Consider the following 24,134-nt stretch of genomic DNA (forward strand, 5'->3'; position numbering starts at 1 on the left):
AATTTATCTAATAGGTAGTTCAATTACAAACTCTAAACCTTCACCTCTCTTGGAATTATAATATAATTTGCCATGATGATTGTTAACTACAATTTGGTAAGAATTAGAAAGTTATTTTTAGATTGCTCAATTCATCATTGATAATCACAGATATATTTAACTTGAAAATAAAAAGTCAGCAGAGGGGATAATATCAAGAAATATTGAGAAGATTGTGTAAAGTATTCATAATATTTCGGCTATATAACGGTTACTTAACAATTCACTTCGACCAAAAGACGAATTGTGAATTGGGAATAATTGACTACAATAAAATAGTCACGCACCCAACCCTGGAGTTCTGGCAGTGGGCTTATTTGATGATTTCAGTCGGTTTTTAGAAAACCGTTTAGAAGAATTCTTGCGTAATAATCCACATTTGGAGTTAGAGGCGCTGTTAGAGCAACTGCGTCAGCAAGAAGAAGATACTTTAAAGCTAATAGCAGATTTACAAATCCAAGAAAAGCGATCGCAAGACGATATTCTCTCCACCGCCCAAGAAATTCAGCGTTGGCACATCCGTGTGCAGAAAGCCAAAGATGCGGGTAGACAAGACTTAGCCGCCGCCGCCCAAGAACGAGAAGCTGCCCTATTGCGGGAAGGAAATCAAAAATGGGGACACATGCAAGGGCTAAAAGAACGCCTGAATCAATCTCAAGAATTATTGCGAAAAATCCAGGTACGCAGACAGGAAGTACAAGCCAAAGCCGCAGAAGCCCAAACAGTACGCGCTCAAACCCAAGCCCAACAACAACGCATAGACACTAACGGTTGGTGGAATTCTTCTACAAGTACTTCGAGAAGTTTCGATGATTTAGAAGAAAAATTCCGTCGTTGGGAAACAGAAGACGAATTAGAAGCAATGAAGCGAAATTTAGGCAAGAAGTGAAAATCTTAGGGGTGTAGGGTAGAACTTCCGTATCCTGCGAGAACGTCGAGTTGTAGGTTGGGTGGAGGAACGGAATCCAACAGGACTTGAGAATGTTGGGTTACGCTATCGCTACACCCAACCTACTATTCTCTTAACTGCTGACTTCTGCATCCTCTCTTAAAGTCACAATATTTAGAGTAAATCTATATTTGATTTTTCAAAAATGTCTGCTAAACCTCAAGATAAAAGCCGAAGTTTGATTCAATCTGGTGACTGGCCGATTGAACAATTACCGGGATTGAGTCAAGAAGAGCGATCGCAACTACAAATTTGCGGCATTAAAACTACCCGCAGTCTCTTCAATCAAGGCAAAACTCTAGAAGCTAGATTAGCGTTAGCTAGTAAACTACAAGTTCATCTTCAGTATGTCAATAAATGGGTAGCACTAGCTGATTTATCCCGCATTCCCAGTGTTGGCACACAATATTGTGGCTTATTGCTTCATGCAGGAATCGGTTCTGTCGCCCAATTAGTCCAAACTCCCAGCCATAGATTGCACAGACAAATTATGCGTTTGCAAGTAGCAACCTTGCAACGACGAGACTTGTGTCCATCAATTGAGTTAGTCCAGCAATGGAGTCAACAAGCTAAGACAGTGCTGAGTGCTGAGTGCTGAGTGTTGAGTGCTGAGTGTTGAGTGCTGAGTGCTGAGTGCTGAATAAATATGTCTCCCTTGTCTCCCCTGCTCCCTTGTCTCCCTGCTCCCTGCCTCCTACTCCTTCACCAATACTCCATTGAGAAAAATATCCGCCAATCCTTCAGCCATGTGCTGCATTTCTTGGGGAGAAGCGTCTGGTTCCATGAGGGTGTTATTAGAGAAACCTGCGATCGCAAACATCCCTAAAAATACTTTAGCAACAAGTTTGGCATCGATTTGGCGGTAAATGCCTTTATCCATCGCCGTTTGAAAAAAGGCTTCAGCGACATCTGTCATTTTATTGATAACTTCTATTTGAATGCGATCGCGTAAATCAGGGTGAAACTGCACTTCCATAAAACACACCCGCATCAAATCAGCATTTTTCTGGAAATTCCACATCCTCCGGCGCATCACCTGGGCTACAGCCTTATAACTGCCCATTTCACTCAATTCTGTTAGCAAATCCGTTAATATCTCCACCCAGCCACCCGTCGCCACTTCCACCAAAATGGCTTTTTTATTCGGAAAATGCCGAAATAACGTACCCTCAGCCACACCCGCAGCTTGGGCTAAATCGCGGGTAGTTGTACCATCAAATCCTTGCGAGGCAAATAGTCGCCGCGCCGCTTGTAAAATGCGGTTGCGTGTTTGTGCTTCTGAAGGTGGGGGAGAATTAAAAACTCGCATAACAGTTACGGTGTGATTTCCGGGACGAGATAGGTAGCATTATTGTCTAACATCGATTACAAAAAGCACGGAAAGCTTAATACAAGATTAACGCCCTGCCCAAATATTGACCTGTTTCTCAGGTAGTGAAACTTTACAAAAGAAGTTGGATTCTCCAAATTGAGCAATCTAAAAATTCTGAGTTATTGGCAAAGCAGCTAACTGGCTCTTCACCATACACTAATGTTGGATGCTACTAATAAAATGATTATCTTACTCGTAAAATTCATGGTTGCTTATGAATCAGATTAGTAGCCGACAAGTAGTTGTAAATGGTGTAAATCAAGTGTTGAGCAGATTATCTCGTCTGTTAATTGCTTTTTTGGCATTAACGATATTCTCGTGGGGAACGATTCCAGAAATGGCGGTGGCGCAAACTCAAACTGCACCACCGCCACCACGCACAGTTCAACCCAGCAAAGCACCAGATAAAAGCTCGATTCAGCCTTATTTAGATCGGGTAGTCAAGCAATTGACGAAGTTTCAACTGGACAATGGGATGAAGTTCATTGTTTTAGAACGCCACCAAGCGCCTGTTGTTTCATTTTTAACCTATGCTGATGTTGGTGGTGTGGATGAGCCGGATAAGAAAACAGGTGTAGCACACTTTCTAGAACATTTAGCTTTTAAAGGTACGCAACGGATTGGTACTACAGATTACAAAGCTGAAAAACCGCTTTTAGAACGCCTAGAACAGTTAGATAGTCAAATTAGAACAGCTAAAGCAGAGAATAACAAAGCTGATGTGGCGCGGTTACAGGCCGAATTTAAGCAAGTAGAAGCCCAAGCCGCCAAGCTAGTCAAGCAAAACGAGATGGGGCAAATTGTGGAACAAGCGGGAGGTGTAGGCTTAAATGCGAATACTTCCACCGAAGCCACTCGTTATTTTTACAGCTTTCCATCTAATAAATTAGAACTTTGGATGTCGCTGGAGTCGGAGCGATTTTTAGAACCTGTACTCAGTCGAGAGTTTTATAAAGAAAAAGATGTAATTTTAGAAGAACGGCGCTTACGGGTGGAGAATTCGCCGATTGGGTTGATGATTGAGAAATTTATCGATGCAGCGTATAAAGTTCATCCGTACAGGCGGCCTGTGATTGGTTATGACGAAGATATCCGTAACCTCACACCAGCAGATGTGCAGCAGTTTTTTGATACTTACTATGCACCAAATAATTTAGCGATCGCAATTGTTGGTGATGTTAACCCCAATGAAGTCAAACGACTCGCACAAATTTACTTTGGGCGTTTTCCCAGCAAACCCAAACCCCAATCGAAAATTCCTGTAGAACCCAAGCAAACTAAAACACAAGAAGTCACTTTAGAATTACCTTCCCAACCTTGGTATTTAGAAGGTTATCACCGTCCGGCAGTTACCCATCCCGATAACGCTGTGTATGAAATTATCAGCCGACTGTTGAGTGAAGGGCGCACTTCCAGATTGTATAAATCTTTGGTGGAAAAACAACAACTCGCCCTGACAGCCCAAGGTTATAGCGGTTTTCCTGGCGACAAATATCCCAATTTGCTGCTATTTTATGCCCTGACGGCTCCCGGTCACACTGTGGATGAGTTAGCCACGGGTTTACGCCAAGAAATTGAGAACTTAAAAACTCAACCAGTCACAGCCACCGAATTACAGCGTGTGAAAACTCAAGCCAGAGCCGATTTACTCCGCAGCCTTGATTCTAATACAGGGATGGCGCAGTTGTTGTTGGAATATGAAGTAAAAACAGGTGATTGGCAAAACTTGTTCAAGCAATTGGATGAAATTGCGGCGGTAACTCCGGCGAATATTCAACGAGTCGCCAAAGCAGCGTTTACACCCGAAAATCGCACTATTGGTAAGTTGTTGTCGAAGCAAGGATGAAAACGAACCACAAAGAACGCATAGACACGAAGTGGCTTCCCGAAGGGTAGGGCGCGAAGAAATATGGACAGATATAAACATCAGGTGAAGGGTAAGAGGTCGATGAAATTCAAACTATTGCATGGTAAAAGGTTGATTTATGTTGTCATGTTTGCCTTTGCCTTTTTACTTTTGACTTTTGACTTTTCTTTAGCAGCGACAACAACAGCCAAACATTACACAGAGTTAAAATTACCACCTTTACCTGCGGTCAAGTTACCCAAATATGAACGCTTTGCTTTACAAAATGGCTTAGTTGTGTACTTAGTAGAAGATCATGAACTGCCGTTAGTGAGTGGTTCGGCTTTGGTGCGGACTGGTAGCCGTTGGGAACCAGGTGATAAAGTTGGGTTAGCTGGTTTAACAGGTGCAGTCATGCGGACTGGGGGAACTAAGCAGCATTCGCCAGATGAACTCAATGAAATCTTAGAACAACGGGCTGCATCGGTAGAAACAAGTATTGGTGAGGGTTCCGGGAGTGCAAGTTTTGAGGCGCTAACTGAAGATGTGGACACGGTGTTTGGTTTATTTGCGGAAGTACTGCGGGAACCAGTATTTGCCCAAGATAAACTGGATTTAGCCAAGAACCAAACTAAAGGGGGAATTGCCCGCCGCAATGATGATCCTAATAGTATTGCCAGCCGAGAATTTAGAAAATTGGTTTATGGCAAGGAAAGTCCATATTCTCGGACTGTGGAATATGCCACATTGGATAAAATTCGCCGGGAAGATTTAGTCCAGTTTTACCAGCAATACTTTCATCCCAATAATATAATTTTGGGGATTGTGGGCGATTTTGATAGTAAAAAAATGCGATCGCTCATTCAAGCTAAATTAGGTAATTGGCGACGTAACCCCAAAATCACTAAACCCCAGTTACCAAAGGTTTCCCCAGCTAACAAAGGCGGAGTATTTTTTGTTAATCAGCCCCAGTTAACTCAAAGTAGTGTACTTTTAGGGCATTTAGGCGGACAATTCGACAGCCCCGACTATGCCGCACTGGATGTTTTGAATGGGGTGTTAAATGGTTTTGGTGGACGCTTATTTAATGAAGTGCGATCGCGCCAAGGTTTAGCTTACTCTGTATATGGTTACTGGAGTCCCCGGTTTGATTATCCCGGTATTTTCTTGGCTGGCGGACAAACCCGTTCTGAGGCTACCGTCCAGTTTGTGAAATCCTTACAAACCGAAATTAAACGTATTCAAGCACAACCAGTAACAGCCCAAGAACTAGCCTTTGCCAAAGAATCGACTCTCAATTCTTTTGTGTTTAATTTTCAAGACCCCGGTCAAACCTTATCACGGCTGATGCGCTATGAATATTACGGCTATCCATCAGACTTTTTGTTCCGTTATCAAAAAGCCGTCGCCGCCACTACCGCCGCCGATGTGCAACGGGTAGCCAAGCAATATCTCAAACCAGAAAACCTGATAACTTTAGTTGTGGGAAATCAAACCGCAATTAAACCACCGTTAACAGGTTTAGCCAAACAAGTCACACCCATCGATGTGACAATTCCTGGTTCACCATCACAAGCCAAGAATTAATCATCTAGGACTGACAAAAGAAGCAGGGGGGAAGGGAGCAGGGAGCAAGGGAGCAAGGGAGAATTGACAGTAACCTCTCTCCTGCTCCTCTGCTCCTCCGTTCCCCTGCTGCTTGAATGAAGAGATATCTTAACCGAACCGTATTGCTCCCCCCATATCCATCTATGAAAAACTGCGGTAGAAATTGCTGAATTTGGCTAAAGTCGAGTTAGTGGCGAGTTAATTATCAAGTCGAGAAATTAGACAGCTACAGCAATTATCACAAGGACGTAGATTAAGAATGTTACTGCATTTAAGTACTTGGCAAGAAGTTGAAGCTTATTTACAGCAATCTCAGGGGATAATTTTCCCCATTGGTTCTACAGAACAACATGGGCCGACGGGGTTAATTGGGACTGATGCGATTTGTGCAGAAGCGATCGCCCGTGGTGTGGGTGATGTGACTGGAGCGATCGTTGGCCCTACAATCAATGTAGGTATGGCATTACACCACACCGCCTTTCCCGGTACAATTAGTCTCCGTCCTAGCACTTTAATTCAAGTCGTGCGAGACTATGTAACCAGTTTAGTCAAAGTTGGTTTTAAAAAGTTCTACTTTATTAACGGTCATGGTGGTAATATTGCTACCCTCAAAGCAGCTTTTTCAGAAACTTATGCTTACCTAGAAGATTTACAAATCGCTCATGCTCATCAAGTGCAATGTCAAGTAGCTAACTGGTTTATGTGTAAATCTGTATTTGAGTTGGCTAAAGAATTATACGCTGATCAAGAAGGTTCTCATGCTACCCCCAGTGAAGTAGCTGTGACTCAATATGTTTATCCCGAAGCCATTAAGCAAGCACCCCTTTCTCCAGAAGTGGCGCGGGGACATAACATTTATAGCGCCGCCGACTTTCGCAACCGTTACCCAGATGGACGTATGGGTTCAAATCCCGCCTTAGCCACACCAGAACATGGTAAGCAATTTTATGACTTGGCGGTGAAAGAACTGAGTAATGGATATTTAAAATTTCTCAACGCCGATGAAGGTATATAGGGTTCTGGTTTGATTAAAGCTACAGTGTACACACAAGTCTGATAAAGTTGCCTAGTAGCATTTCGATCCCCCCTAACCCTCGTTAAAAAGCCAGGGTGGTTTCATACAAGGAGAGAAAAAACTAGAGCGAGTAACTGAGGAAGTTTTAAGGCGAATAATGTACAGCTTCATGAAATTGAAGGGATTTTAGCAGCTATTCCTTCATTCCTCAGTCCATGTGATTCTAGCTACAACTAGATAAATCTTGAGACATTCTTCTTCTGGTGTCATAGCTATTACCCTGCTCTGTCGCTGCGTTAATTTTTTTATATGGCAGACGCATCACCATTATGAATTGAGACAGAACTCATATTTGATTTAGGAAAAAAATCAATACACTTAGATACAGTTTCTTTCCTACTCCCGACTCCCTATTCCCTACTCCCTGTCTACACAAGTAGATTCGGAAATCAAACCGGATTCCTATATTACTGTACTTGTTCGCTGCTGAGGTGGGCGATCGCTTGTTTAATCCAATCTTCCACATAAGCATCTTTTGGTAGTCCAATGTCTTCACTCACAACGTGTAAGGCGTGGCTAACTTCGTGGGCTGTGTAACCCAAAGCGAACAAAGTCATCTGCACTTCTTCTAAAATCCCTGGTGCTGGGCCGCCTGTAGCGACGAAGAACCCTGCTGATTTGCGCCATTCAATCAATTTGCTTTTCAGTTCTAAACAGATGCGTTCTGCGGTTTTTTTGCCCACTCCAGGGGCTTGAATTAAGATTTGGGTGTTACCTGCAATGATGGCTTGGACTAAATCTGGTAATTCCAAGGTATCTAAGAGGGCGATCGCCAATGCTGCACCAATACCGCTAACCGTTAGCAGGTGGCGAAATAAATCTCGTTCTGCTGGTGAAGCAAAGCCATACAGTAAAGGCACTTCTTCCCGAATTTGGTAATGAGTGAAAATTTGCGCCACTCCGCCTGATTCTGGTAACTGCTGTGCTAACCTTTGGGGAACTTGCAAATCGTAACCAATACCATTGACTTCGATCGTCAAAATGACGCGATTACCGCCAATTGTCTGAACACCCGCAACAAGACCTTTGAGATAGCTAATCATAAGAATCCACAATATTACAAAACTTTTAGAATTCCCTCAACACAAGGGTTTTGTACTGAGTACCGATAGTCAGTCGGATTTTTAGTATGCCATTGAGCATTACTAAACATGATTCCCCGTTGATTGCCCACAGCGAACAATGCAATATCATTACCTGAATCACTCCAGACAACTGTTTTTTCTGCTGCAAATTGCTATCTTTGCCGAAGAAACTCCGTTGTCTGACCCTGAACGCTGAAAAACGGTACAATGTCGAGGTCAAAACCGTTGTGAGAGATTAACTTTATATTTAAAGCATACTTTCGTGATTTTGTCTCAATCTGTGGTAAAATTTTATCTGCAAATTCCGATTTTAAGAGAAAAATTATCTGACACAGACCTTGTTTGGTTTGTGCGATCGCTGCAATCAGAAAATTGATTCGTGACTCTACTGGACTGAAAAGAAGAAAATTAACCGCAGATGGACGCGGATGAACGCCGATTAATTTCGGTAATCTACTACTTATATATATGACTTATGCACAGGTTAAGGAAAAACGTAGACGCACTGCTTCACCGCTTTCACGTCTACGTTTTTTCATGATTAAACATCTTTCTACCTTGTCCCCCTCGTCTCCCCACACTCCCCACATATACGTGAGAAATTCGGAATTTCCCTCGTCTCTTCAAACAGTCGCTACACTAACAAGCTGACTTTTCCAAAGTTCAGACAAGGAACTTTAATTAACCTTTTGCTAGGCATTTCTTAACCTACCTGGGATAGCGTGAAGCACTGAATATCACAGTTATTTCATGGTGCGATCGCCCAAGCTGTAAAGTGCATCTTTGCAGTTTATATTTTCATGGCAAATTTGCGTAGACGCAAGCGGCTTGCCAGGGGCATCGCCTGTTTACAAACTCACACCGTGTGCAACTTTATCTCAAACCAACCTAACCCCCAACCCCTTCCCTTGTAGGGAAGGGGAGCAATATTCAAAGCCTCTCTCCGCTTCGGGGAGAGGTTTGGAGAGGGGTTAAAAAAATAAGTTGCACATCATATAAACTCACAAGTTTTTAGTGAGTAAAAGCGGAAATCGCTTCTCTGAATCCTGATTTATCGATACCCAAAAATATGCAAGCTGGTAAAACTATCACCAACATAGAATTTTTAGGACAACAGATTTTTGCTACAGGTTTTGTTCCTTCTGGTGTAGCAGGAATTGTCAATGGTACGCCAACTCAAGTAGGTGGTTTATCTGGTCTTGCTTACGATGCTGCTAATAATCGTTACTATGTCATTTCGGATGATCGCTCCCAAATTGGCCCCGCCCGCTTTTATACTTTCACTGGTGATCCTGCTACTAATAATGTGACTTTTACTAATGTCACTCCCCTGAGAGATACCAATGGTAATTTATTTGCGGCGTTGAGTTTAGACCCAGAAGATATTGTCTTGACTACCAACAATACAGTTTTCATTTCTTCGGAAGGAGAAGTCAATATTAATGCTGGTCGGGTAACAAATCCGTTTGTCAGGGAATTTTCTCTGACTACAGGTCAGGAATTGCGATCGCTAACTATCCCGACTAAATTCTTACCAGTAGTTCAAGCAGATAATAGCCAAACATCTGGTGTCAGAAATAACTTAGCCTTTGAAAGTCTCACTATCACCCCAGACCAAACAACTTTATTCACCGCCACCGAAAACGCCTTATTCCAAGATGGGGCGGTGGCTTCTCTAACTGCGGGTACACCTTCGCGCATCCTGCAATATGACTTAGCTACAGGACAGCCAACTAAAGAATATCTGTATGTCACTGACCCAGTAGCAGAAACAGCAGTACCAAACACTGCATTTAGTACCAATGGCTTAGTAGATTTACTAGCTATTGATAATCGCGGGACAATACTCGCTGTAGAACGTTCTTTTTCTACAGGCGTTCCCGGTACAGGCAATACAATCAAAATCTACGAAATCTCTCTCCAAGGTGCAACTGATATCAGCAGCATCAACTCACTTAGTAGTTTGACTGCGGCAGAATTAGCTGCAATTCAACCAGCCCAAAAACGATTGGTGTTGAATTTGAATGATTTGGATTTACCCACTGGCTTGGATAACATCGAAGGGATAGAGTTTGGCCCCACCTTACCAGATGGTCGTCAATCAATTGTTCTGGTGAGTGACAATAACTTCAGCGCCACCCAATTTACCCAGATTCTAACTTTAAGTGCAGATTTAATTCCCACAGTTGCGCCGACTGTCGAAACCAGCCCTGCTTTGTTGGATGATGATATTCAAAATGCTGATGCAGATGATCCAGCGATTTATGTCAACGCCACTAATTCTGCTAACAGTTTGGTATTGACATCGGTGAAAAATGGCGGGTTGCGAGTTTACAACTTATCTGGGGAATTGTTGCAAACCTTCAATCCTGGCGATATTCGCTACAACAATATTGATTTGCAATATGGCTTTAAGTTGGGTGACACCACAATTGATATTGCCGTAGCCAGCGATCGCGAAAATGATAAACTGGCAATCTTCCAAATTAATCCCAACCCCACAACCCCCGGTGAATATTTAGAAGACATTACCGATAGCAGTATCAGTACTATTTTCCAAGCAGCACCTTTTGAACCACCTTATTCATCCGACGAACGCAGTGCTTACGGTTTAGCCTTATACCGCAGTCCCCAAAGCAATGATTACTATGCCTTTGTTAGCCGTCGGGAAACTGGAGACGTAGCCCAGTTGAGACTAATAGACAAAGGTAATGGTCAAATTGGTGCAGAACTAGTCAGACAGTTTACCATTCCGACTACAGCAGGGCGATCGCCGCAAACCGAAGGGATGGTAGTTGACCAAGAAACAGGCTATCTATACATCGGTCAAGAAGATGTCGGTATCTGGAAATTTGATGCAGAACCCTACGGAAGCAGTACAGGTACACTGATTGATCGCGTCCGAGATTTGGGTGGTAGTAACCTCTCTGATGATGTCGAAGGATTAACAATTTACTACGGTAGTGATGGTCAAGGCTATCTGTTAGCTTCTAGCCAAGGCGATAACACCTTTGTGGCTTACAACCGTGCTGGTAATAACGAGTATATAGGTAGTTTTGCGATCGGGAATAACGGGTCAATTGATAGTGTGCAAGAGTCTGATGGCGCAGATGTAATCAATGTGCCTTTAGGCGCTAACTTCCCATCAGGCGTGTTTATTACTCAAGATGGTTCTAATGATCCCGCCGTACTTGTAGAAGATGACGGGGAAATTGAAAACATCAGCACTAACTTTAAATTTGTTCCTTGGCAAAACATCGCCAACGCTTTCCCAGAGGCTTTAACCATCGATACCACAGGTTACGATCCCCGCAATCCTGATACTTCCCAGTTTGTTCCCAGAGTCACCCTCAAAGGCTTTGCTTCACTTCCTGCTGATACCTTTGCTGAAGGGCCAAGGTCTGGTAGTGCAATTACCGGAACCAACGGCCGGAATGTCCCCTTCGCCGCCCAACCAATACAAGGTTTTAGTGGTGTCCAAAGGGCTGATGATAATTCCTTCTATTTCCTCTCTGACAACGGTTTTGGCAGTCAGAATAACAGCGCAGACTACCTATTGCGGATTTATCGTGCTGATCCCAGTTTCCGGGGTGCTGAACCAGGCGGTAACGGTAGCGTCAATATTTTGAACTTTATTCAGCTATCTGACCCAGATAATAAAGTTCCTTTCCAGATTGTGAATGAAGGTACTAGCGATCGCTTACTCACTGGTGCAGATTTTGATATTGAATCTTTTGTAATTGCGGAAGATGGTACTTTCTGGATTGGCGATGAGTTTGGCCCTTACTTACTGCACTTTGATGCAACCGGCAAACTTTTAGATGCACCGATTCCTACACCCAACATTACCAATCTCAATACTTTAGATGGTCAAGCACCAATTGTGATTGGACACCGAGGCGCAAGCGGTGAACTACCAGAACACACCCTTGGTTCTTATATGTTGGCAATTCAACAGGGTGCAGACTTCATTGAACCGGACTTAGTGGTGACAAAAGATGGTGTATTGATTGCCCGTCACGAACCGAATATTATCAACACCACCAACGTTTTAGATCATCCTGAATTTGCCGATCGCCGTAGAACTAAAATTGTAGATGGTATCGCTGAGGATGGTTTCTTTGTTGAAGACTTTACCCTCGCAGAAATTAAAACCCTCCGCGCCAGAATCCAGCCGAGTTTCCGTACTCAAGCCTTTAACGACTTGTACGAAATTCCTACCTTGCAAGAAATCATTGATTTAGTGAAGCAGGTAGAAGCAGATACAGGTAAGAAAATCGGCATTTATCCCGAAACTAAGCACCCCACATACTTTGCATCTGTCGGGACAAAACTTGATGGTACACCAATCAATCAAGATATCAGTCAAAAATTAGTAGACCTCTTAGTTGAGAATGACTTTACTGACCCCACTCGCGTATTTATTCAATCTTTTGAGGTCGGTAATCTCAGGCAACTCAATGATGTAATTTTACCTGCGGCTGGGATTGATTTACCTCTAATTCAGTTATTGGATGCGATTGATACCAGACTTGATGGTTCGCTGATTGAGTATCGACCTTTTGACTTCCAGGTTAGCGGCGATACTCGCACCTACGGCGACTTAAGAACACCCGAAGGTTTGCGAGAAATTGCCACCTACGCCGAAGGAATCGGCCCTTGGAAGCGGATGATTGTATCAGTTCGCGGTGTGGATGCTAACGGCGATGGTCAAGCGGATGATGTCAACGGTGATGGATTAGTTAATGACGCAGATAAAACCTTAACTACACCAACCTCTTTAGTGAGTGATGCCCATAATGCAGGCTTGTTAGTCCATCCTTATACATTCCGCAACGAAGGACGTTATCTTGCAATCGACTACAACGGTGATCCCCAAGCGGAGTTTCGCCAGTTTATTAACTTGGGTGTGGATGGTTACTTTACCGACTTTCCTCGTACTGGTGATTTTGTCCGTGACCAGTTGACCGGACAGTTTGTCCGATCGCCGCAAAACCCCGATGTCCGCAACCTGCAAGATTTTAATACCTTAAGTGGTGATGCACCATTAGTTATTGGACATCGTGGCGCGAGTGGTGAAAGACCAGAACATACTTTAGAAGCATACAGACTAGCGATCGCTCAAGGTGCAGATTTCATCGAACCTGACTTAGTAGCGACCAAAGATGGACGTTTAATCGCCCGTCACGAAAATGCTTTGGCAATTCTCAACAATGATGGTTCAGTTAATCTAACTGACACTAGCACCGATATTTACCTGCGTCCTGAGTTTGCTGACCGACTGACGACCAAAGTTATCGATGGTAGAACTATCAGAGGTTGGTTTACCGAAGACCTCACCTTAGCAGAAATCAAAACTCTGAATGCAATTGAACGCTTACCGGGCTTGCGCGGAACCAGATTTAACAATGATGGGTTGAAAGTTCCTACCCTAGAAGAAATCATTGATTTGGTGCAGCAAGTAGAAGCCGAAACTGGGCGGAAAATCGGCATTTATCCCGAAACCAAACACCCGACTTACTTTGCTGTTGAAGGTAGACGCATTGATGGTACACCCATCAATACCAGTCTGGGACAATTGCTGGTAAATGTTTTAGTTGCGGAAAACTTTACTGACCCCGACAGAGTATTTATTCAATCCTTTGAGGTAGGTAATCTGCGGGAATTGAAACAAAATATCTTACCCGCAGCCGGAATTGATATCCCCTTAATTCAGTTAATTGGGGGCGCGACAGGTCAACCTTACGACTTCCAATTTAATGGTGACACTCGCACCTACGGCGACTTAATTAGACCTACAGGATTAGCGGCGATCGCCACTTACGCAGTCGGGATTGGGCCTAACAAACGCTTGATCATTCCCTCTAACACAGTAGACCGTAACGGTGATGGTAGACCAGATGACCTCAACGGTGATGGGGTGATTAGTGGCGAAGGCGATCGCGTTTTGGGTACTCCCACAACTTTAGTACAAGATGCCCACGCCGCAGGTTTGCAGGTACATCCTTACACCTTCCGCAATGAAAGTGTGTTCTTAGCATCCGATTACAACGGCGACCCACTGGCAGAATACAGACAGTTCATCGAGTTGGGTGTAGATGCTTACTTTACCGACTTCCCCGGTGTCGGTGATTTAGTCCGCGACCAATTTGTCGGACAGCCAGCCGTTGCTAACCTCGGTGGTTCCAGAGGTTTTGAAGGTTTAGCCATCAGTCCCGACAGACAAACTCTGTACCCATTATTAGAAGGTACTGTGGCTGGCGACCCCGCAGGTTCACTGCGGATTTATAAATTTGATGTCGCCTCAGAACAATATCAAGGTTTGGTTGGTTATTACCGTTTGGATAACCCCAGTTATGCCATTGGTGATTTCACCGTCATCAACGAAAATGAATATTTGGTAATTGAACGGGATGGTCTGCAAGGTAGCGCCGCCCAATTCAAGAAAATCTTCAAAGTAGACTTCTCAAAACGCGATGCTAATGGCTTTGTGGAAAAACAAGAAGTCGCCGATTTGCTGAATATTCAAGACCCCAATGACTTGAATCGAGACGGTAGTACAAAATTTACCTTCCCCTTTGTCACCATTGAAGACGTGTTGGTACTGGATGCGAACACTATCTTGGTCGCCAACGATAATAATTATCCCTTCTCCCAAGGTAGACCAGGAGACATCGACAACAACGAAATTATCCTCCTGCATCTAGACAAGCCCCTGAATTTAACTACTGGTGTGATTAGTGTTACAAGCACTACGCCCAATGCCACAGAAGGAAATTCCACCCCCGCAACCTTCCGCATTTCTCGCGCTGGTAATACCAATACAGCTTTAACCTTCAACTATACGGTTGGTGGAACTGCCACTAACGGTAGTGATTACGACAGCCTCACAGGTACAGCCACCATTGCGGCTGGTAGTTCCTACGTGGATATTGCCGTTAAACCAATTGATGACAACTTGGTAGAAAGCAATGAAACAGTAACTTTGACGTTAGTGGATGGTAATAACTACGACATTGCCAGAACTAACACCACGGCAACTGTTACTATTGCTGATAGCGATCGCTCTCTCGCCCAAATTCCCAACAGTGATATATTCACAATCAAGGGCAGTGGTGCCAAAACCCGACTGCAAGTAGACCTCACCAGACGCAGTACTAGCCGTACCAATGAAATCGGTGTGTTTACCGTAGATGATGCCGCAGGTAGAATCAACGGTATCGCCCCAGGCGAAGCAGGTTACACCGCAGCCGCTTTAGAAAGGGCTAGAACCATCTTCTCGGCGGTGAATCGTGGCTTAAATAATGCCGATGTTTCGAGATTACTAGAATTTGATTCAGGCGACCAACTCAGATTTTATGTAGTCAGAAGCGGTACTAGTGATGATGTCCGCGCTGGTAATATCCCCAGCAACAGCGTCATTTTCGCTAATCCCAACACCCAAAGAATCACCAACTTAGGTAACGATACATTCTCCCTCGCTTGGGAATTTCAACCAGGAAATGGTCAGCCTTTCCAAGATTTAGTGGTAAATATCCAATCGACCGACACAGTTTTACCAATTGGTACAGCTTTGCAAGGTCAATCACAAGCCGAACTCATAGACTTGCGTAACGTTACAGAATTAGTCACTGCTGATTTTGTCGTTAGCAAAGATGCAGGCTATAGAAACTACGCCAGTTTCTACCGAGTCAGCGATGTGAATGGTGGTATTGACCTCAACGGAGATGGTCAAGCAGATATCTTACCCGGACAAGCTGGTTATACGGAAGCGGCTGTTCGCAACCGTGTTTCAGGTATTGATCTAACCGCCAACCGTGGGACAGCAACCTACTCTGCAACCTTGCAAGGAGGTTATATCTATGCACCATTCATTATTGCCAATGGCACACCAGAAGCAGTTTTAGATAGCAACCCCCGAAATCCGGCGGTTTACTTCCCATTCTTAGGTGCTAACACCAGACAAACAGACCAAATTACTTTGTTAGGTAGTAATATCTTTGGCTTTGAAGATTTACCAAGAGGAGGCGATCGCGATTTCAACGATTTAATCGTCCGCGTTGATTTGAATATTGCCTAACAATCAATTTCAGCAGAGATAAATCATAGCGATTAGCCCTACCTTTTTAAGTAGGGCTAATTTATTTTTATAAACATTTTTGCGCCTATAGATGGAAGGTCTAATTCTGTTAAAGTTATGGGTAGCTTTTATTTGTTGGGTCAAGAGTTGAGTTCTCTGACGATTAGTGATTATCACGAAACTCTGAAAATTTTAGGAATAAAAGTTATTAGTAATAATAGCCGTAAAAAGTAATGTTCAGCGAATTAAAACAATTTATTGCCAATTCTACTCATAATTTATCGCTAAATTTGTCCAGAATATTCATCTGGACTGTGTGGTTATTTTATGTTGGTTATTTATTATTAAGCGATATTCCACCAGGAGATTCGCTGCTGTATGTCACGCCCAAAACATTAGAAGAAATATTGAATTTGAGTATGAATTTTTGGTTGGTGCTGCCAATCATTTTCCCCAGTGAAGCACCAGTTAGTAATCCCGCACTAGAGGGATTATTCAACATTGTGGTGACTTGGGGACTATTATTTTGGGGTTTTATAATTGATGGGCGCAATCAGCGATTTTCGATGATTTCATTTTTAATTGGTACAGCATTACTCACCAATGTATTTTTTCTTCCTTGGTTGGGGTTGCGTCAAGCAAATCCGCAAGTACCAACAAATTCTTTAACATTTGTGGAAAAAGTAGGCGAAAGCCGAGTTTTACCTTCGGTTTTGGCTGGGGTTTTTGTGGTTTCATTGAGTTGGTCTGTATTAGCCCGTCCTGAGTACGGTGATATTACAACCCGTTGGCAAGATTTATTAGAATTATTATTTAGTGATCGCCTCGCATATTCTTTTGTGGTAGATATGCTGGTATTCTGGTTATTTCAGTCATGGCTAGTTAAAGATGATATGGCGCGTCGTCAATGGGACAATGACAAAATACTCTGGCTAGTCCGCTTAATACCATTTTGGGGACTGATTATATATTTGTGGCTACGTCCGTCACTAAAACTCGAAGCACAGAATAATAGTTAGCCTCAATTTTTTACCTACAAGACATCCGAGATAAAGTGTTTAAAATGTAGCGTTTACATTCGTCTCTGTCAGCAAACATTTGTAATGATTTGTTCACTTTAGTGATTTCAAACAACATGTTAACCTGATCACTAGCAGAGCAGAGAAAGAATTTGGCGTTAGCATTACTGACAATTTTCATTGCTGACACTAAATAACCCAAACCAGAACTATCGATAAACTTAATTCCTTGCATATCAATCAATATAATGTTAATACCATTGTTGATCAGGGTGCTAATTTCATTTTGCAATTGATTGCCGCTAATTTTATCTAAAATCCCTGCTGGTTCAAGTATTGTCAGCCGAAGTTTGTCGTTCATAATTTAGTTGCCTTTTTTTGATAAGTTCAAGTTAATTAGAAGCAGTTACAGTTTGATCAACTACAAGTTATACAATGTATATTTCTATGAATAGGATAGAAATATACTATCGATACCTATTAGGTAGTTAACCAAAATTGAGCTAATTAAACTGGAGTTATTTTTGTACTAACTAAAGCTACAGCGAGTATTTTATAGGAAATATATTCCTATATAAATATCAGTAAAAACTCTTGCCCTAATAGAAACGATGTTGGTATCGCGCTGATTAATGGCAATTCTATAAATATCGGATACAAGTCATACAGTCCGAGCAATTAACTTTATCAGTCCTAAAAAATTAACTGCTTTGGAGTTACTTTCTTCTGGGTAAATACTTTATATCGCAATTAGCAGTTTAACGTCGATGTTGGAGAATTGTTTTTGCCAACTCTTTATCAACGAAGTAGCAAACAACACAGAATTACGTTAAACAAAAGGATTTGCAATATTAGAGTATAAAATTTTACAAAAAACAACGTATAATCACTCAGGAAATATCTAGGATTTTTCAGAAAATTATATGCAATCCAGTAGTGATGCAATGAGATTATTTTTGCGAATTACAATTATAAATAAAAATCTATAGATTTGATGAACAAACTATTCCATTAGTTAATCAACAAATTATATTTAAATCTAGAATGCTTGATAAATCAAAGTTTTGCTAAACAGAGATGATCATGGCAGTTCAACCGTTACGTTAGTAAGAGGATGTTTATCTGACTTAATAGGTAAAGTGATGATAAATTCTGTTCCTTTACCTAATACAGAGTTGAGATGAATGGAACCGCCATGTTTTTCTGTAATCACTTGATGGCTAATGGACAATCCTAAACCTGTGCCTTTACCTACAGGTTTAGTTGTGAAAAATGGATCAAATAAGCGAGATTGGATATTTTCTGGAATACCAACGCCATTATCGCCGATGATAATTTGGACTTGGTTTGATTCGGTTGTGAGAGTCCGAATTTGAATTTGATTGGGGTTGGCTGTAATTTCTGGTAAGCTGTGATGACGACTTTTTTCTTCTAAGGCATCGATCGCATTGACAATTACACTAATAAATACTTGGTTAATTTCCCTAGCGCAGCATTCTACTAACGGTAGTTCGCCATATTCTTTGATAATTTCGATGGCTGGACGATTAGTCTGGGCTTGCAGACGATATTGCAACATGACTAATGTATTATCAAGGCCTTCATGCAGATCCACCGCTTTATATTCTGATTCATCCAAACGAGAGAAGTTGCGTAAAGATAACACCATTTGTCGAATGCGTTCAGAACCCATGTGCATAGATTTGAGGATATTCGGCAAATCTTCTTTGACAAAGTTGAAATCTAGATTTTCGATTTCTGCATTTAGGGATTTTGGGGGATGGGGGTAGTGGTCTTGATAGACATCTACTATATGTAATAAGTCATTTGTATATTGCTGAATGTAATTTAAGTTGCCATGTATAAAGGTAATGGGGTTATTAATTTCGTGGGCAATACCAGCGACTAATTGTCCTAAAGCTGACATTTTTTCACTTTGTACCATTTGTGTTTGGGTACGGTGTAATTCTTTTAAAGTTGTTTGCAGTTCCTCATTTTTGTGGTTGAGTTCTTGAGTGCGTTCTTTGACTCTATCTTCTAGTTGCGCGTACAATCGCGCATTTTCTAAAGAGATGGCGGCTTGAGAAATTAATAACTGTAAAATTTCGAGGCGATCGCGAGTAAATGCTCCCACTGTCAAGTTATTTTCTAAATATAAAATGCCAATCAATTTGCCTTGATTCAAAATTGGCGCACAAAGCACGCTTTTGGGGGAATATTCTAATATATAAGGATCAGCCGCTAGGGTTTGTTCTGTAACTGCATTCTCAATCACTGCTAAAGTTAAGGAATTTTTCACCTGATTAATCAGACTCAGGGGTAGTGTTTGATGATCATCAAAGGGGAGAGAACGCAAAATGCAACTGGGTTGTTCGAGTTGATAAAGTGCTTCAATAAACCAGGAATTACCTTTTGGCATTAGTAATGCACATTTATCAGCACCAGCGTTTTGGAGTATGACTTCTAGTAAAGTCGAAAGTAATTTTTCTAACTCAATTTCACTAGAAAGTGATTGGGAAACTTTGACTATGCTGGCTAAATCTAGATTGGTTGAAAGACTACTTTTAGTGAAACTAGAACTATCAACTTTCTCTGATGAGGAAGAAATAATGGTTTCTGTGGCTTTGAAAGATGCTTGTTGTTTGTGCAGAATTGTAACTAGTAGTAGGGGATAGCGGGTTTCTAAATCGATGACTTTGGCTTCTGCACCCCAACGAGCATAACAATAATACGCCTCCAGCATATAAGTTTGAGCGATTTTTGTTCTACCCAAACCAAGATAAAATTTGGCAGCTAGTTCATTTGCTAAGGCTTCTTCGTTGAGAAATTTGTGATCCTTGGCAAGAGTAATGGCGCGATCGTAATGTTCCATTGCTGCTAATTTTTGACCGCGGACTCGACATTTTTCTGCTTCAACTAAATGCCATTGATGTAAATGATTCATTGGGGCAGATTGCGCCCATTGATGTAAGTTTGTTTGATGAGTTTCTACTTCAGTGAGAATTTGTTCTGCTTCTGGTTGGGTGGAAATGATTGCTAAGTGAGTGAGGGCTGCATAGAAATGGAAAATAGGAATATGAATCAGTCCTGATAATGCCACTCTTAAATAAGGTTTGACTTGGGTAATGTAGTCAAGCGCATTGGCATAATTACCATAAGAATAGGCCAGCAACAGTTTGTAAATATAAACAAAGGCAATTGCTGAGAGATCATTATCTTGTTTGTGCTTTGGCAACATCACCGTTTCATCATATATCTTGCCAATTAAGCAATCTGGTTGATTGACGGTTTCTTTCAATTGCTCGACTGTTTGCTGTATCATGTCTAAATAAACACGCGCTGAATCTTGTTTAATTTGAGCTAAAACAGCAGTAAAAGTAGGAAATTCCAGCGTTAATGTGTTCAGGTCTACACCAACAAACATTTTTGTAAAGGCATCACTGACTATGCTATAGCCAACATAGAGAAAATCACCAGTTTCCATACCAGTTCTTTGGGCTTCTTTTAATATGGAAAAGGTTGTTAAAAATGCTTGTCGGCGATGTTGAATAAAACAGGCAAATAGTGTGAAAGTGCAAGATTGCCAGTTTTGAGCATTTAATTTATCTAGTAGGGAGAGTGCTAATTTCCCGAACTTATAGCCAGTTTCAACTTCGCCTAAAAAAGCACACAATACCAAACCCTGAGTCACGTATCCTACCGTTGAGGCGGGCGCATTGCCAAACTCCAGCGATAAACGCACCATTGTTGTACCCAACAATGGCAGTAAACTGGGGTTCCCTAGAAAAATTGGTGCAAACAACATTCCTAAAAGCTGCATTACAGCTTGGGCTGTAGGTTCACTCATCAGGGGTAAATTAATCAGTTCGGCAATTTCTCTGTTGTTTAGTTGCTGATTTACCTCTGCTAAAGCTTTGCCAAGATGAACTTCGTCTAATTCTTTGGGGAATTCAATTCCTAGTTGTCTTAAAGCTTCTCTACCAATTGCGATCGCAGCTAACATTTGACTCTGAGAAGTTTGGGCGGCGATTTGAATTTCATAGATTTTCACTTTGTCAAGGATAGTTTTGGCTTGTTGCAGTACTAATGCAGTCAACTTTTCCATCCCAGCAAAATCACCATTTAAATAGCTGGCTTCGGCCGCTACTATATGTATTTCTAAGGCTAATTCATACTGGGTTTGCCAGCAGTCAGATTCCAAAAGTGCGATCGCAGTTTGTAAATAGGCGACAGCAGCAGCATAAGCTGTGGCTGTTTTTGCTTTAGCACCAGCTTTTAAGTTCAGTTGGGCAAGGATTTGGCGATCGCTATTTTGGCTAATTAATGCCTGACCTTGATTTAAATGCCCAACAATATCAAACAGCTTTTCTTCCTGTTCACTTTCTGATAATTTTTGTTGAAGTAATTGACCAATTTGCCAGTGAGTTGCTTGTTTTTGATTGTCAGGAATCAGAGAATAAGCTGCTTGTTGTACACGGTCATGTAAAAATTTATAAGCAACTGTTATTTGTCTTGATTCATTTGTTTTTTCTTCACTATTATCTAACGATAAATTAACATTACTTGGCTCCATAACATAATTATTTGTATTAACCAATGACTCTTGTTGATAGAATTTATAAACATCATTAATGGGTAAAATTAATCCTTCTTTTAAGGTTTTCCACAAAGCAGTAGCAGTATCTACTTCTGATTGTTCAGATACAATAGCCAAAGTTTCTAAATCAAATTGATTCCCAATGCAAGCTGCTAACCTTAATACTTTTTGTGTTGTTGGTGGAAGTTTTCGCAGTTGCAAACTCATAAAATTGACAACATCTTCGGTAACTGCTTGAGTCGTAATTTGAGCAATATCACATTGCCAACAACCTAAACTTGCATCAAATTTTATTAGACTATCTTGATATAATGCCTTGAGAAATTGTGTTGTAAAAAAAGGATTGCCTTGAGTTTTATGATATATTATCTGAGAAATATTTATGACCAAATTTACAGAACATTTGAAGGTATCAGCAACTAATTGATTAATATTTTCCTGGTCTAGTGCTGCCAAAGTAATTGTATTGATTACTACTTTGGTTTTGCGGATTTCATTTAAAGTCAAAATTAAGGGATGTCCAGGGTTAACTTCGTTATCTCGATAGGCACCAATTAATAAAAGATGATTTGTATCAGCCATTAATATTCGCATTAACTTTAATGAGGCTGAATCTGCCCATTGCAAATCATCTAAAAATATTACCAAGGGATGTTCCGCGCTGGTAAAGACTTTGGTAAATTTTTGAAATAACAAATTAAAGCGATTTTGGGCGGCTTTACCGAATAATTCTACGGCTGGTGGTTGTTCGCCAATAATACTGGCTAATTCGGGAATAACTTCAATAATTACTTGTCCATTTTCGCCAACGGCTGTTAATATTTGGCTTTTCCATGCTTGTATTTGGGTATCACTTTCAGTTAACAACTGTCCCATTAAATCTCGGAAAGCTTGCACAAAAGCACTAAAAGGAATATCCCGTTGAAATTGGTCATATTTACCTTTAATGAAATAACCATGTTGGCGGACAATTGGTTTATGAACTTCGTTGACAACGGCGGTTTTACCAATACCAGAAAAACCAGCAACTAATACCATTTCGGTTGCGCCATGACTAACTCTGTCAAAAGCTTGCAACAAAGTTTCTACTTCTGCTTGTCTACCGTAGAGTTTATCAGGAATAATAAAGCGATCGCACACATCTTGTTGAGCAATTTCAAAGCTGAGAATTTCCCCAGTAGAATTTAACTGCTGTAAACAATTTTCTAAATCGTATTTTATTCCTAATGCGCTTTGATATCTATCTTCGGCATTTTTCGCTATCAATTTATTGACAATTTCTGCAAGTACATTTGGAATTTGAGGATTAATTTGATTGACTAAAGGTGCTTTTTTGGCAATGTGACAATGCACCAACTCTATGGGATCATTCGATTGAAAGGGTAACTCGCCTGTAAGTAATTCGTAAAAAGTAATCCCTAAAGAATAAAAATCAGTCCGGTAATCAATTCCCCGATTCATTCTCCCTGTTTGTTCTGGTGAGATATAAGCCAGCGTACCTTCTAAAATGCTGGGATTCAGGATAGTATGATTTTCTCGCGGTAATAAAGATGCAATACTAAAATCGATTAATTTAACTTGTTGAGTTTCGGGATTAATTAATATATTGCTGGGTTTAATATCTTTATGAATAATACACTCTTGATAAAGTATTTCTAAACAATTGCAAAGGGCGATCGCTATCTGTAAAAATTCCTTCAGAAACTCTACGCTTACCCTCCCTCCCACCTCCCGATTCCTAATTCCCCATTCTCGCAACGAAATTCCACTAAAATCTTCCATGACTAACGCATAGCCATTTTCATAATTTTCTAGACTATAAGTTTGAATAATTCCGGGAGAGTTGAGATTTTTAGCAATGGTATACTGATTGCGAAACTGCACAAGTTCATTAAAACTTGGATAAGGGTTCTTCAGCACTTTAATGATTACCGATAATAAATCAATATCTCGAATAGCGCGATAAACCAAAGTTTTAGAACCGTTGTAAATTTCTTTACCCAATTTATAACCGGGAATTCTCAGCATAGAATCAAATTGACATAAATACTAAACTTAGTATTCCCATCTAAACAAAAAGTTTTATCATTGAAGCAAAAATTACTACTTGTATTTACAGAGATTGGTGAGCATTAAAAAACTTTAACCATCAAACTGTATGAGTCAAGTAATTTTGGATTTTAGATTTGCAATTTTGGATTGACCCCGACCACAAGGGTGCGGTGCCTGGGGATTTTGGATTAACGATTTTAGATTTTTCCACCCACTAGGGGTGGGGCTTGTACCCTAAAGAATCCAAAATCCAAAATCCAAAATCTAAAATTCGGAGGGTCAATAAGCTGTTAAACATTACGCCTTATGTGAATGAAGCCAGAGGATGCTGTTCAAAAGTAAGCACATCAATACCAAAACGCTGACGCAGAAAAAGGCGTAGAGTATGACTGGTGATTTTAGCGGCAACATG

The 24,134-nt window shown here is 41.2% G+C and carries 11 protein-coding genes and 2 pseudogenes; 7 read left to right on the forward strand and 6 right to left on the reverse strand.

The features are described 5' to 3' along the window. Positions 1-346: 346 nt before the first annotated feature. The gene (locus H6G74_RS23430) at positions 347-928 is read left to right on the forward strand and encodes a TIGR04376 family protein (RefSeq protein WP_190969940.1); all 582 of its coding nucleotides are present in this window, start codon (positions 347-349) and stop codon (positions 926-928) included. Positions 929-1,133: 205 nt separating this feature from the next. Then, on the forward strand, positions 1,134-1,586 hold the full coding sequence (locus tag H6G74_RS23435) for a DUF4332 domain-containing protein (RefSeq protein WP_190969941.1): 453 nt from the start codon (positions 1,134-1,136) through the stop codon (positions 1,584-1,586). A gap of 96 nt (positions 1,587-1,682) precedes the next feature. On the opposite strand, the gene H6G74_RS23440 is transcribed toward H6G74_RS23435, so the two are convergent. Further along, positions 1,683-2,297, reverse strand: a complete 615-nt coding sequence (locus tag H6G74_RS23440) for a TetR/AcrR family transcriptional regulator (protein ID WP_190969942.1) — start codon at positions 2,295-2,297, stop codon at positions 1,683-1,685. Positions 2,298-2,574: 277 nt separating this feature from the next. Here H6G74_RS23440 and H6G74_RS23445 point away from each other — a divergent pair, with 277 nt between their 5' ends. The 3 genes from H6G74_RS23445 (at position 2,575) to H6G74_RS23455 (ending at position 6,829) form a co-directional block, all read left to right on the forward strand. Next, complete coding sequence (locus H6G74_RS23445) at positions 2,575-4,206, forward strand: M16 family metallopeptidase (RefSeq protein ID WP_190969943.1); 1,632 nt, start codon at positions 2,575-2,577, stop codon at positions 4,204-4,206. 102 nt (positions 4,207-4,308) lie between these two features. Beyond that, positions 4,309-5,793 (forward strand): M16 family metallopeptidase, encoded by a 1,485-nt coding sequence (locus H6G74_RS23450; RefSeq protein WP_190969944.1) that lies wholly within the window; start codon positions 4,309-4,311, stop codon positions 5,791-5,793. 280 nt (positions 5,794-6,073) lie between these two features. Beyond that, entirely contained in the window at positions 6,074-6,829 is a 756-nt protein-coding gene (locus H6G74_RS23455) for a creatininase family protein (protein ID WP_190969945.1), read from the forward strand. A gap of 467 nt (positions 6,830-7,296) precedes the next feature. Here the strand turns inward: H6G74_RS23455 and ruvA are convergent, their stop codons facing one another. Beyond that, complete coding sequence (ruvA, locus tag H6G74_RS23460) at positions 7,297-7,932, reverse strand: Holliday junction branch migration protein RuvA (RefSeq protein WP_190594631.1); 636 nt, start codon at positions 7,930-7,932, stop codon at positions 7,297-7,299. A 14-nt stretch (positions 7,933-7,946) separates the two neighbouring features. Continuing rightward, positions 7,947-8,264 (reverse strand): annotated as a pseudogene (locus H6G74_RS31365) (HAD family hydrolase). A gap of 779 nt (positions 8,265-9,043) precedes the next feature. Here H6G74_RS31365 and H6G74_RS23475 point away from each other — a divergent pair. Together H6G74_RS23475 and H6G74_RS23480 are read left to right on the forward strand one after the other, a co-directional pair. Further along, complete coding sequence (locus tag H6G74_RS23475) at positions 9,044-16,054, forward strand: phytase (protein WP_190969946.1); 7,011 nt, start codon at positions 9,044-9,046, stop codon at positions 16,052-16,054. Between the two features lie 233 nt (positions 16,055-16,287). Further along, positions 16,288-17,073, forward strand: a complete 786-nt coding sequence (locus tag H6G74_RS23480) for a hypothetical protein (protein WP_190969947.1) — start codon at positions 16,288-16,290, stop codon at positions 17,071-17,073. Positions 17,074-17,083: 10 nt separating this feature from the next. On the opposite strand, the gene H6G74_RS23485 is transcribed toward H6G74_RS23480, so the two are convergent. The 3 genes and pseudogenes from H6G74_RS23485 to H6G74_RS31940 all read right to left on the reverse strand — a co-directional run. Next, on the reverse strand, positions 17,084-17,434 hold the full coding sequence (locus tag H6G74_RS23485) for an STAS domain-containing protein (RefSeq protein WP_190969948.1): 351 nt from the start codon (positions 17,432-17,434) through the stop codon (positions 17,084-17,086). A gap of 720 nt (positions 17,435-18,154) precedes the next feature. Then, the gene (locus H6G74_RS23490; protein WP_190969949.1) at positions 18,155-23,698 is read right to left on the reverse strand and encodes a trifunctional serine/threonine-protein kinase/ATP-binding protein/sensor histidine kinase; all 5,544 of its coding nucleotides are present in this window, start codon (positions 23,696-23,698) and stop codon (positions 18,155-18,157) included. Between the two features lie 328 nt (positions 23,699-24,026). After that, positions 24,027-24,134: pseudogene (locus tag H6G74_RS31940) on the reverse strand (IS982 family transposase); the annotation flags it as partial.

This window comes from Nostoc spongiaeforme FACHB-130, assembly GCF_014698475.1.
Lineage (GTDB): Bacteria > Cyanobacteriota > Cyanobacteriia > Cyanobacteriales > Nostocaceae > Nostoc_B > Nostoc_B spongiaeforme.